The organism is Paenibacillus sp. FJAT-27812, assembly GCF_001273905.1.
GTDB lineage: Bacteria > Bacillota > Bacilli > Paenibacillales > Paenibacillaceae > Pristimantibacillus.
Window position 1 is genome coordinate 3,524,616 of record NZ_LIGH01000001.1, and the last position, 12,331, is coordinate 3,536,946.

A 12,331-nucleotide genomic window follows, 5' to 3' on the forward strand; every position below is an offset into this window, starting at 1 on the left:
GCAAAGGTAGATGACCGGGAAAGGAATTTTTCTTGGATACATCTAATTGCCGCTATCGGGATTGAGAAGTTTATGAGCAACTGAGGCAAATAGAAGTAAATTGGCAGGTTGACGGATGGAATCAGATTATGGTAAATTTTATACAAAGTTAACGATCAAACACGGAAGCACCGTATAAGGCCGCAGCTATCTGCGCCTTCGACGGTGCTTTTTTGTGTTTTCTTAACGGGAAGGGGGGACGCAGTTGGGCAAATATCAGCTGGCAGTAGCGGTTCGTGAGCAAGAATACTTGAAGCGCCTGGCTGATTATATCCGGGACAGCAAGCTTGGCGAGCAGTGGCAGGTGACCGCGTTTACGAACGCGAACGCATGCAGGCATTATTTGAAACAGGGTTACAGAGTTGATTTGATTGCTGCGCAGCCCGATATGATTGAAGAATTGAAAGAAGAGCTTTCAAGCATACCGATTGTTGCGCTCGTATTAAAGCTAGGAGACAGCAGCGAGGAGAATGAGCTGCATCAATATCAGCCGCTTCCGCTGCTGTTGCAGCGCCTAATAGATATACATGCCCGTGCTGCTGTCCTTCCTGTCTATAAGGGAAGAGTCTCAGAGGCTGCTGCTGGCGTAAGAGTTATATCGGTTTATTCGGCAGCGGGCGGGACCGGAAAGACAGCTTTGGCGCTTCACTTGGCGCATGCTGCTAGCACGCACCGCTGCCGAACGTTTTATCTGAATCTTGAGAGGTGGAATACGTCTGAGATGTGGCTTGGATCACGGCGCCCTGGCAATGGCTCAAGTGGAGGAGAGGCAGTAAGCGAAGGATTATCCGAGCTATTGTATGGACTTAAAGCCCAGCCCGAGCAAGCGGTGAGCTGGCTCTTGGAGCATCGGAAGCGTGACCCCCTGCTGCAGGCTGATTATTTGGCAGCTTGTACGAATATGGAGGATCGAATGACGCTTAACGAGGAGGATGCTTTAGGTTTAGTGAAGGTCATCGAGCGGAGCGGACAATACGATCTTATCGTTATCGATTTGGAAAGCGGTTTGGATGAGCTGCACGCCGCCATTTTCGAAAGATCGAATCAGGTGCTTTGGTTATTGAATGATGAAGCATCCGTACGTAATAAGCATGCGATGGCCCTTCGTTACGGGGAGCAAAAGTGGGGCAGCCGATTTCACCGATTGTTCTCCAAATTCGTTGGCATAGCAGGAAAGGCTGAGATCCCCGTCAGCCAAGAAACGAATGGATTGGCATTTGCGCGGGTTCAGCTTCCAGAGATTCCGCAGTGGAGGGGAGCGGGCAACGCCACGCTGCTGTCGTCCCCGCAATATAGGGCGGCGGTAGATAAGCTATTTAAGCATCTTTGGCCGGAGGGAGGAGAGGGCAGTTGCTGAACGAGGAGACGGTGCTGAAGCTGCGCGACAAGGTGCGGGCGAAGATTGACTTCAGCGGTGCGCTGTCTGACGACAGCCTAATGCGAATGGCGGAAGAAACCGTATTCGAATGGTGCGAGCTTCATCCGCTTACTGCCTCAGGCAAGGTACAGCTGGTGCGCAGGCTGTTTCATTCGTTTCGAGGACTCGACATTTTGCAGCCGCTTATGGAAGATCCTTCGATCAGCGAAATTATGATCAACCACCATGCAGAAATCTTTGTTGAACGCAGAGGGCAAATGGCGCTGCTGCCGGTATCATTCGAGAGCAGAGAGAGGCTGGAGGATTTGATACAGACGGTCGTAGCCAGCGTGAACCGTGTCGTCAATGAGTCTTCTCCCATCGTTGATGCGCGTTTGAAGGACGGCTCCAGGGTACATGTCGTGCTTCCGCCGGTTGCGCTTAAAGGGCCATGCATGACCATTCGAAAATTTCCTGAGCAGCCGCTTACGATGGAACAGCTTGTTTCAATTGGCTCCATATCGGCGGAGGCCGCGTCATTTCTTAAAGTGATGATCGCGGCGCAATACAATATTTTCATAAGCGGCGGTACGGGTACGGGCAAAACTACCTTTTTGAATGCCTTATCGCAGTTTATCGGACAGGATGAGCGAATTGTAACGATCGAAGATTCCGCGGAGCTGCAAATACGCACCGTTCCAAATTTAGTATCGATGGAGACGAGAAACGCAAATACAGAGGGCAAAGGCGAGATAACGATCCGCGATCTCATTCGCGCATCGCTGAGGATGCGTCCTAGCCGAATCATTGTAGGGGAGGTGCGCGGCGGGGAGGCGCTTGATATGCTGCAAGCGCTAAACACCGGCCATTCGGGGAGCATGTCGACAGGCCATAGCAATGGGGCAAAGGATATGATGGCACGACTAGAGACGATGGTGCTTAGCGCTGCGGAATTGCCAGTGCAAGTCATCCGTCAGCAAATTGCGTCGGCCATCGATATTGTAATTCATATCTCGAGATTCCGGGATCGGTCGCGTAGAGTAACGGAAATATGCGAGGTTGTAGGCATGGAAGCTGGCGAGGTGCTGCTTAATCCGCTTTTCCTTTTTGAGGAGGAGGGGGAGAAGAACGGACTGGTGCTAGGCAGCCTTAAGCGAACTGCGAATTTAATCGTCCGAAATGACAAGCTAGCGATGGCTGGAAAGAGCATTGAAGGAGGAACGGCGATATGAACGGCCATAGAGGAACAGGTGCGTTAAAGAACCGGCGCAGTCAGCTTGGCGGGCGTTTGCAGCGGGCGCTTGAATGGTGCGGCTGGGAGAGTCGTTCGATGCTAGCTCATATCAAGGCAGGCAGATCATTAACAAACTATGGACAGTATCACTTAACTCGGAGCCAGTTTGTAGTTGCTGCAGTAGCTGGAGCACTGCTGATTTATGGCGCAGTTTATTTATTTTATCATTCCATTTTCCTTTCGTTTATGCTCGCGAGTCTCGGAATAGCAGCCCCTAGATATAGGCGCAGATCGCTGCTGCAGCAGCGTAAAGAGCGGTTGAAGCTGCAGTTCAAGGAGGCATTGTTTTCTCTTACTTCCTCGCTCGCGGCAGGCCGTTCACTGGAAAATGCCTTTTTATCGACGCTAGATGATTTGAAGCTGCTTTATCCGGATCCGCGCACGGAGCTTTTGATCGAGTTCCAAATTGTACACTTTCGACTTGAGAATGCGGAACCGCTTGAATATGCGCTGCGCAACTTTGCGGACCGGGCCGGCATCGATGAAATCACGCAGTTTGTTGACGCTTTGGCGGCTTGCAAGCGCTCAGGAGGGGACCTGCTTGAGGTGATGAAACGAACCTCCGTTATTATCAGTGAAAAGCTGGGCACTGAGCAGGAGATAGCGGTCATGGTTGCACAGAAAAGGTTCGAGGGACGGATTATGATGGCGGTGCCCTTTTTTTTTCTCGCTTTTCTTGGCCTCGCAGCCCCCGATTACATGGCTCCCCTCTATGGGGGAGTCGGATATTTATTGCTGACGGCAGCGTTGTTGCTTTTGATTTTATGCTTTTGGACGATGGCGAAAATAATGAGCATTCAGATGTAACCGATAGGGAGGGAGGCGAATGGCTGCAGCGATTGCCGCTGTTGGGTTATCCGCGATATGGATCTATTTCGTTGGAAGAGCGGCGCTTTATGCGATTTGGCTTCGTCTTGCGGGCAGGAAGAGGCTGGCAAGTCTAGCGGAGCAGCAGCTTAAGCAGCTCTGCTTAATCCATCCATTTATGCTCTTGCTAGAGCGGCTTCGACTATTCGATTCCCTGCAGCTGCCAATAAGCAGCTATCATATGAAGCTGCTTCTATTGATGGAAAGCGATTGGACGATTGAGCGGACGAAAGCGGAGATGGCAGCGGCTTTCGGGACGGGGTACGCAGCCTTAACGGTCTGTGCATGGCTTAGCCTGATCGGACAAGAGCCGGTGCTGCTTGCGATGGGAGCCGTGTTCGGAATCGTGCTCACGATACGTCCATTCGTTGAAGCAGGAAGGCGAGTAGAGCGGCGCAAGCAGCAGATGATTACCGAGCTTCCGGACATGCTGAGCAAGCTGATGCTGCTTGTAGGAGCCGGGGAGACTGTCCAGCAAGCATTGGCGAGATGCTTGGAAGGAAAGGAACTGAGGGAGCATCCCCTTTACAAGGAGTGGGGAGATGTAGTGTCAGCGCTTCGCAATGGCCAAACCTTCAGCTCCGCAATAGAAAAGTTTAACCGACGATGTGCCGTACAGGAGGTATCCATTTTTACGACGGTGCTGCTTCTAAATTATCGCCGAGGCGGAGAACATTTTGTACTTGCTCTGCGAGAGCTCTCCTATACGCTATGGGAGAAACGCAAAGCAATCGCCAGGTCGCGTGGGGAGGAAGCATCGTCCAAGCTTGTTTTCCCCCTCGTAGGCATATTGCTTGTGCTTATGATTTTGGTAGCTGCGCCTGCTGTTCTGCTTATGTCTTAACCAAAAACAGAGAGGATGATTAACGATGAAAAAACGAGGTCAAGCGATTCGGTCGTTTTGGGCAGAGGAAGACGGTTTGGGGACGTTAGAAATTATTTTGATTATAGCAGTCGTTATTATTATTGCGCTGCTGTTCAAGGATTGGATTATTGAGCTGATTGAACGTTTAATGGGCAAAGCGGATGATGAAGCGGACAAAATTTTTAGTTAGCAGGTGATGCTAGTGAGCCGGATAAGAATGAGGGCACGGCTGCTAGATTGGCTGAAGCGGGAGCAGGGCAGCTTTACGTTAGAATCGACCATTGTTTTTCCAATGCTGCTGGGGCTCATCTTACTTTTTATTTTGTTCGGCATGTATATGTATCAAAAGGTCGTTTTGTATTACGCAGCCTCGGCTAGCGCAGAACGTGCAGCATTTGGTTGGGATAATAGCTATCGAGAGGCAAGAAACGGCATGCTTTCGGAACTGAGTTACGACGGCTTGTATTGGCGGATTGGCGAGGATGAACGGCTCAAGAGCCTGTTCGGAACGGGTGGAGAGAAGCCGGACGCAGCAGTCATGATTCCACCTCAGAGCTCAGATGAAGCAAGCGAGAACGCTTTGCCCATGCGCAAAATGGAGCAATCTGTCAGGTGGATCGGACAAGCTGGCCTTTCCTACGAAGGTCAAATGAGCTACTTTGGCGGTGTCCTAAAAAGAGTGATCGAAGTGAAGCTGAAGTCCCCCTTTTCTAATCGATCGGTTGAGAAAAGCTGGTTGAGGCGAGAGGCAATGACGGTAACGTCTGCAGCTATTGTTGATCCCGTTGAATTTATTAGAAGCGTTGATCTCGTTCGCTATTATACAAAGAAGTTTGCCGATGGGACAGGCGGAGCGAGGTCGCAGGCAGGAGAAGTTTTGGCTCCCTACAAAGAGACTAAAGTGCGGAAGCCCTGATCAAGGCTGAGCAGCCCAAAACGAATAGAAGATGAGGGGGAAGAGCAGCTGTGAATAGGGATACAATCGGAAAAGTCTGGCACAAAAGCTGCAAAAATAGCCTTCTGTTTCGAGAGGACGGAGCAGTGACGATATTTTCGGTTATCGTATTATCCGCGCTGCTGCTGTTTTTTTCTTTGCTCATTGATTATGCCCGGATTGCAGCTTTGCATAAGCTTACCGAAGATGCTGTCCGCTCTAGTGTTCGATCCGTGCTCTCTGCCTATGATTCTGCCCTGTATGAGAGATATGGACTGTTCGGGCGCGGCGGTACAGAGGGGGGAGCGCTCTTCTCGCAGGCGATGACAGCTAATACAGAAGGACCTATTGGCTCGAATAAACAGGGGATGAAGCTGGTTCGTATGAAGGTGGAGTCATCTGAGTTGCATGCAGCCTCATTTTTAGGAAGGCATGAGGTGTTTGGCAGACAGGTGCTGGAGGAGATGAAGTATAAGGCTCCGATTGATTTTACGCTGGAGCTTGCTGCGAGGTTTGCTCCGATGGCAGGGGCGATGAAGGAGGCTTCCGTTGCCGTCAATCTGCTGGAGCAAATGCGCAAGCTCTATGAGAAACGAGAAGCCCATCTTGCCAGAGTGCTGATGTTGCAAGAGCAATCGTCCAAAACGGTAGGGGAAAGCGGAATTGCGGCGATGATTCCTGTTCAGACGGGAGGCATGACTGCTGGTGTAAAGTCCGCTCTTCGTATCGCTAGTGAATACGAAGAATATGCCGAGATGGTCATCCATGATCAAATGCTGCCAGCTGGAGAGAAAGCCAAATATACGAATGAGATTAAACAATATGAGGATAAAGTCAGATCTTTTGTGGCTGAACTTCGCCGAGCGAGCGTTGGAATGATGAAGCATCATGTAGAGCTGCATGGTGATGCCATTCAAGAGCTGGAAGCTGCACGATTGCGCAATGAGGACATGCTGAGGCTTGCCGAGCAAGCGAAGCAACAGTCCAATCTTTCTGACTATGACGCAGTGTCCGGGCGAAGTATAACGGGCTCGGAGCCATATCAGGTTCCAGCGAACAGCGCCTCTGATATTAAGCAGGTAAAGGAAGCTGCAAATGAGCTTGTATTGCCTGATGGTTGGTTTGACGACTACAGGCAGGAGTTAGAAACACAAGGAACTACTGCAGCTGCCATTGCTATGGAGGCTGGCGGTTTTCAAACAAGCAGCTTAGCTTCCTTGGCAAAGCCGATTACAAGCAGTGCCTCTGGCGTATTGTTAGAGAGCGTTACGAGCCTGCGGCTTGCATATGGTGCCTATGAAGAGAAATACATTCACTCTGCCGGCATTATTGGCAGTCGAAAGCAGGCGCTTGAGCAAGGCAACATAAAAGCACAGCTCAAGCAGCAGGAGGAGCAAGCGGGAGCGCTGTGGAAGAGGGCGCGCAGCATGCTTCACGGCATCACTGCTATCCCTCAGACAGAAGAGCATATAAAGATTTTTGAGCAGGTTAAGAAGCGTTATAACGATAATCTATTGTTTAACTGGCAATCTGGCAAAGCGGCGGAGACCGCGGCTGAGGAAATAGGGAATGCCATGGATGCACATGAAGCTGGTGAACAATCGACTGCTGTGATGGACGGTTTATTTTCGGGTATGTCCGGCATGCTCGAGCGAACAAGAGATTCGTTTTATTTTGGGGAATATGTGATTAATCGATATTTGAGCTTTGCCCCGCAGCATTTGCGAGGGATGATGACGAATGGAAACGTATCCGAACTATCGCAAGCTGTTTCATTTAACAATCAGGAGGCCGAATATATCATTTATGGCTTTCACAATCCCATTGGAAACATAGCTGCCGCATATGGGGAGTTGTTTGCGGCTCGTCTAGCCATAAGGACGATGGAGGGGCTTATTGAAAGTAAATCGCTTGGCCACCCGCTGCTTATTTTGTCGGCAGCACTTATTTACGGCTTGGAGAAAACGATTGAGGATATGCTTGCCTTCACGGAGCGAGGCTCGGCACCTTTGTCTAAATATGTGAAAGTAGAGCTTAAGTACACCGATTATTTAAGGCTGTTTATACTCATGCACGGCGCTGAAGACGAGGCAAGCTTTGCCCGCATGATCGCGGTCATTGAACAGAATAGCGGAACGATACTATCGGCCGTTCCGAGCGGAGTAACAGGCGAGTCTAAAGTAACTACGCAGCTATGGTTTGTACCCGGCTTGATGCAGGTGCTGGGAAAGTTCGGGCTTTTGGAGGGAAAGGTTGTCGGCAATCGCTATGAGACGACGCAAACGATTGGTTGGTCCTATTAAATGCCGAGGCCGCAAAAATGACCAAGGTTCCATTGTTTTAGAAGCAGCGTTAGTAATGCCCATGCTTATAATTGTTTTGCTCGTGTTTGTCATGCTTATTCGCCTATGTTCCGTACAAATGGCTCTGCATTCTGCCGCATCACAATCGGTAAGGCAAATCGCTGCAAATATCCAACCGGTAGAGTTGGCATGGAAGCAGGCTTCAGCCCGCATTCCCGTAACGGAAACGACAAGCACTTCCTTATCTTCATGGAGCGAGATTGCGGCAGATGCATCGGAGTGGCTTCCCTCTCCTGTTGGAGAGGTGGTATCGTCCGCGCTGCGAGGTGACTTCAAGCCGCTCCAAAACATGGCTGCTACGGAGATTGGCCGCGCAGTCGTCGAGCCCTTGTTAAGAGAGTTTGCAGATACAGCCATTATTGATCCGAAGAGACTGAGACTGGAATGGTTATCGCTGCCTGATCTGGGGAAGACAGAAGAGCCGTATTTGGCTATTTCTGTGGAGTACGATTTTCCTTTAAAGCTTCCCTTCTTCGGGAAGCCAATCGTGCTTAAGGAGCAAGCTTCCGAGCGTGTTTGGATAAGCGACTCGGCTCCTGCCAGATATGGTTTGGAAAGCACGGATCAACAAAATATTCCGCTGCAAATTGTGGCGATAGAGCCTGTGCCTCTGCGGCCTGGTAGGAAGGCGACCGTAACGGTTAAGACGTTGCCGAATGCGGTTATATCGCTTGATGTTACTTACAAAAGCGGCGCTAGCAAAGCGAAGCATCTGGGAGCGGCAGCGGCAGATGACGACGGTTATGTGTCATGGACTTGGCATGTATCCGGAAATACAACTCCCGGCGTCTGGGAGCTTACCGCATCGGTTAAGAGCCAGCCTTCCAACCAAGTATCGATGCATTTTGAAGTGGAGAAAAGCAGCAGCGGCGGCAGTTAATGAAAAAAACGGAGAGGGAGAGGAAAGTAGCATGCTCCTCATACAGACGGCTGCGGTAGCCGTGTTTTTGATAATTGCTTTCGTCACGGATTTAAAATCGCAAATTATTCCCAACCGGCTAACGGCAAGTTTTTTTGCTGCTGCGTTTATTTTTCATGCTGCTTTCAGCGGTATTGATGGAGTAATAACGGCTGCTGCCGGTGCTGCCGCCGGTTTTGTCCCATTACTGCTGCTTTATTTGGCAAGAGGAATAGGCGCCGGGGATGTGAAGCTGTTTGGAGCGTTGGGTGCATGGGTTGGAGTAGCGACGGTGCTGCAGATGATGCTATATGCCATTTTGTACGCTGGTGCGATTGGAGTATGTCTACTTGTTGTGAATCGTGCTTTCGGCAAGAAGGTAACGGCAGGAGTAACCGCAATCCTTGTTCCAGCAGCAGGATGGCGAAAGAAGCAGTGGCTGAAATGGGCTGAGTCAGGCAAAAAATTCCCGTTTATGTTGGCGGTTGCGCCAGCTGCTATTACGGTATGGTCAATGATCAGCAACTAGCACGATGCTTGAGGGGAGAGGAATGGAATGCAGAGCTATCGAATTGATTTTGCGATGAATCAAGGGCATGAGATGACGCTTGACCGGGAAACCGGCATATTTAGAAACGAGCTTGATGAGATCGAGACGCAGATGCTGCTGGGCGGACGGATTCCGTTTCTGTTGCCTGTTGATTGGTTCGAGCTGGATGGGAAGCTCATCTTTCGATACAAGCTGTCAGGCATGAAAATGCTCCTGCATCGCTTGCAGCAGCAAAAGCTAACGATGGAGCAGTATTACACGCTAATACTCGGCATTTCGGATGCACTGTTTGAGTGCAAGCACTATATGCTGCGGCCCGAAGGATGCTTGCTCGACGAGCAATTTATATTTATTGGAGAGAGCTTGCATGACATTCGGTTAGCCTATGTGCCTATGAAGGGAGATGCTGCGGGGCAAAGCGCCGGTGCGGGTGATCTTTTATCTTTAATCGTGCGATTCACCTCCTATATCGACCATATTGACGGTGAAGGATTAAAGCAGGTTCTTCATCATTTAACGAACACAAGATGGCCGTTAGCTGAGCTGCGGGCAACGCTTCTACATTTGATTGGCGAAATACCCGCATTGCAGCACAGTAGGGCAGCGCAGACGGTAATTCAACCGCAAAAAGCAGACCAGACCCAACAAGCACAACAGTCTCGGCAAACTCAACAAACCAAACAATCCCACCCGGATCAGCAATCCGAGCCGTTTCAGCAAACAGAATCATATTCATGGGCAAGCCATCAGCAACAAGCTGAGCCAGAACGCTATAAAGCCATACACAAGCAACATGAGCCTTCCTTCCCACTTCATGATGGGTATAATTCTAATGCTATGAAAGCTTCTTCCAGCGCTTTTGTGGAAGATATGGACGATAGATTAGAAGAGTCCGAACCAGCCCTGAAGAAAAAATGGATTTTATCAGCAGGGCTGATTATTGGAATAGCATGCGTGTGGCGTTTCGTTTATTTTAAAGCTGATACCAAGCAAAGCTTGCTGATCAGCTTGGGTATAACGTTGCTGCTCCTAGCTGCGATGCTGTTCGTTTGGCGAAAAAAGGATAGTCAGCATGCCGACACCATGGATATGGAGTATGGGATAGGACAGCTAGAGCAGGATTATGAGGAGGAGCAAGACTCGAGAAGGTTTCCCGGACTTGTGAATATTTATGGTGAGCAGAATAGGCAAAAAGCTGCATCCAAGCAATCGGCGAACGATCTTAATGAAGAGGGCAAAATCGATTCAGGGTCCACAATCCATGTGGTCGCCGCAAACCATATGCACCCAGCTGCTGAACCAACGGTACTACTCTGGAAGGAAGAACAGAAAGAGACCTCTAACGAGCATGCTGAATGGCTTCAAAGAAGCTGGGAGGGGCAGGATTCAAAGCTTGAATTGGTAGAGGGATGTTTTAAAATAGGGCGGATGGGTGAAAACGTGAGCTATACTGATCTTGCCGGAGGCGTTTCACGACTTCATTTGGAAATCGAGCGCTCTGATGGGGGATATAAAGCAAAGGATCTGGGATCCAGAAATGGGAGCCTGCTAAATGGAGAAGCGATGATACCTTACAAAAGCTATAAGCTTTCGTTAGGCGATGTTATCCAATTAGCAGGCGCGCGAGGACCTTGCTACGAGCTTAGATCGGGATAAACAGAGCGCATCTTAACGGCGACGACCCACTAATTCATTCATGGCGCTATCAACAGTTGGATACTTAAAAATAAACCCATGCTCAAGCGCCTTGCGAGGCAGTGCGCGCTGACCATCAAGGAGCAGCGTAGACATTTCGCCAAACAAGGTGCGCATTAGAAAGGCTGGCACTGGAAACCAATGCGGTCTTCCCATTGCTCTTCCAATTGCCCGGCCAAATGCATCATTGGTTACTGGATCTGGCGAGGACCCGTTAATCGGCCCGCTAATATCATCGTTGTCCAGTGTAAACAATATGAGTTGGACCATATCCTCAAGATGAATCCAGGAAAGCCATTGCTTTCCGCTGCCGATTTTGCCGCCGCCGAACAAACGGTAGGGCAGCGCCATTAATGGGAATGCGCCTTCCTTCTTGTCCAGAACGACGCCAACACGGAGCTTGACGAGCCGCCCAGCAGCAATGGTGTCGGCGGCTTGCTCCCATTTCTGCACCACTTCCGATAAAAAGTCAGTAACGTTGGTAGGACTGGATTCATCGAAAATGCCGTCAGCCGAGATACCGTATGCTGAAATGCCGGAGGCATTCACGACAACGGTTGGTTTATGTTTGAGCGATTGCATAAGCTTAGCGATGCGGGCTGCTGCTGTCCTTCTGGATTCCATGACACGCTGCTTGGCAGCTTGCGTCCAGCGCTGATTAATGGATTCGCCTGTAAGATTAACGATTGCATCGATGCCTTCAAGCAAAGCCGGATCAGTTCCCAGCTCACTCCAGGTTAATCGGGTAATGCCGGAGGGCTCAGAGTGCTCCTTTGAGCTTTGCCTTGAAATAATATAAACTTCATCATTTCTCTCCAATAAAGCTTTGGTTAACGCACGTCCGATAAAACCTGTCCCGCCAGCAATCGCAACCCGCATCCCTGTTCGCTCCTTCATTTACCTCGTTACTTGATTTCCTCGATATTGACGAGCCAATTTTGTTTAAGGTTTGCTTCGCCTTCGATTGCTTTTTCCGTATACTCGAATTTCACTTTGGCGTCATCCGGCAAAGCTTCAAGCTTGCTTTTTAAATCTTCCGTTATTTGTAACGGCAATGTCCCTGAAGCTGTTTCTATCTCTATAGAGTGCGAGTCGCTTAGACCGCTGTATGTTCCTTCGTTAACTTTAACCGGATCTGCCGGCTCCTCAATTCCGCCGCTGTTTGCTGGAGTTTCAGTAGGCTCTGGTGAGGAAACATTAGGATCAAGCATGCCGCTTTCTTCAGGAAGTTGGCTGATTTCCGGCCCTTCCTCGACTGTTCCTTGTTGTTCATTCCCTGGATTTGCATTATTCGCGTTCGTGCTGCCACAAGCTGATGTGGCGAGCATAACAGCTAGAAGAACTGCTCCTGCTGTAGCTGCTTTTTTGCTTCTTCTTCGCTTCGATGAGTTCATGATAAGAACCACCTCCTGTATGTATTAACGAAATGAACGCTAGTTAGGTTACATTTATATATAAACGCATAGGAA

General features: G+C 49.8%; 12 protein-coding genes. 10 read left to right on the plus strand and 2 right to left on the minus strand.

All coding sequences use genetic code 11. The features are described from left to right. The first annotated feature begins 244 nt into the window (after positions 1 to 244). From ADU23_RS14825 to ADU23_RS14870, 10 genes are all read left to right on the plus strand, one after another. The gene (locus ADU23_RS14825) at positions 245 to 1,396 is read left to right on the plus strand and encodes a hypothetical protein (protein ID WP_053374430.1); all 1,152 of its coding nucleotides are present in this window, start codon (positions 245 to 247) and stop codon (positions 1,394 to 1,396) included. After that, positions 1,393 to 2,628 carry a CpaF family protein gene (locus tag ADU23_RS14830; RefSeq protein WP_053377642.1) on the plus strand — a complete coding sequence of 412 codons (1,236 nt, stop codon included), beginning with the start codon at positions 1,393 to 1,395 and terminating at the stop codon, positions 2,626 to 2,628. The genes ADU23_RS14825 and ADU23_RS14830 overlap by 4 nt, the downstream gene beginning before the upstream one ends. Continuing rightward, positions 2,625 to 3,497 carry a type II secretion system F family protein gene (locus ADU23_RS14835; protein ID WP_053374431.1) on the plus strand — a complete coding sequence of 291 codons (873 nt, stop codon included), beginning with the start codon at positions 2,625 to 2,627 and terminating at the stop codon, positions 3,495 to 3,497. Before ADU23_RS14830 ends, ADU23_RS14835 begins: the two co-directional genes overlap by 4 nt. Positions 3,498 to 3,516: 19 nt before the next feature. Beyond that, positions 3,517 to 4,401, plus strand: coding sequence for a type II secretion system F family protein (locus tag ADU23_RS14840; RefSeq protein WP_053374432.1), 885 nt, complete (start codon positions 3,517 to 3,519; stop codon positions 4,399 to 4,401). A gap of 25 nt (positions 4,402 to 4,426) precedes the next feature. Further along, entirely contained in the window at positions 4,427 to 4,612 is a 186-nt protein-coding gene (locus tag ADU23_RS14845) for a Flp1 family type IVb pilin (protein ID WP_053374433.1), read from the plus strand. A gap of 12 nt (positions 4,613 to 4,624) precedes the next feature. Then, a complete protein-coding gene (locus tag ADU23_RS14850) occupies positions 4,625 to 5,338 on the plus strand; it encodes a TadE/TadG family type IV pilus assembly protein (protein ID WP_053374434.1) in 714 nt (237 codons plus the stop codon). Positions 5,339 to 5,463: 125 nt separating this feature from the next. After that, positions 5,464 to 7,659, plus strand: coding sequence for a hypothetical protein (locus tag ADU23_RS14855; protein ID WP_157265796.1), 2,196 nt, complete (start codon positions 5,464 to 5,466; stop codon positions 7,657 to 7,659). A 55-nt stretch (positions 7,660 to 7,714) separates the two neighbouring features. After that, positions 7,715 to 8,599, plus strand: a complete 885-nt coding sequence (locus tag ADU23_RS32795; protein WP_197286067.1) for a hypothetical protein — start codon at positions 7,715 to 7,717, stop codon at positions 8,597 to 8,599. 31 nt (positions 8,600 to 8,630) lie between these two features. Next, a complete protein-coding gene (locus tag ADU23_RS14865) occupies positions 8,631 to 9,146 on the plus strand; it encodes an A24 family peptidase (RefSeq protein ID WP_053374437.1) in 516 nt (171 codons plus the stop codon). Positions 9,147 to 9,173: 27 nt separating this feature from the next. Then, positions 9,174 to 10,823: a DUF6382 domain-containing protein gene (locus tag ADU23_RS14870; RefSeq protein ID WP_053374438.1), complete on the plus strand. Its 1,650-nt coding sequence runs from the start codon at positions 9,174 to 9,176 to the stop codon at positions 10,821 to 10,823. 12 nt (positions 10,824 to 10,835) lie between these two features. Here the strand turns inward: ADU23_RS14870 and ADU23_RS14875 are convergent, their stop codons facing one another. Both ADU23_RS14875 and ADU23_RS14880 read right to left on the minus strand, forming a co-directional pair. After that, the gene (locus ADU23_RS14875) at positions 10,836 to 11,741 is read right to left on the minus strand and encodes a TIGR01777 family oxidoreductase (RefSeq protein WP_053374439.1); all 906 of its coding nucleotides are present in this window, start codon (positions 11,739 to 11,741) and stop codon (positions 10,836 to 10,838) included. 26 nt (positions 11,742 to 11,767) lie between these two features. Then, entirely contained in the window at positions 11,768 to 12,256 is a 489-nt protein-coding gene (locus ADU23_RS14880) for a hypothetical protein (protein ID WP_053374440.1), read from the minus strand. Positions 12,257 to 12,331 lie beyond the last annotated feature (75 nt).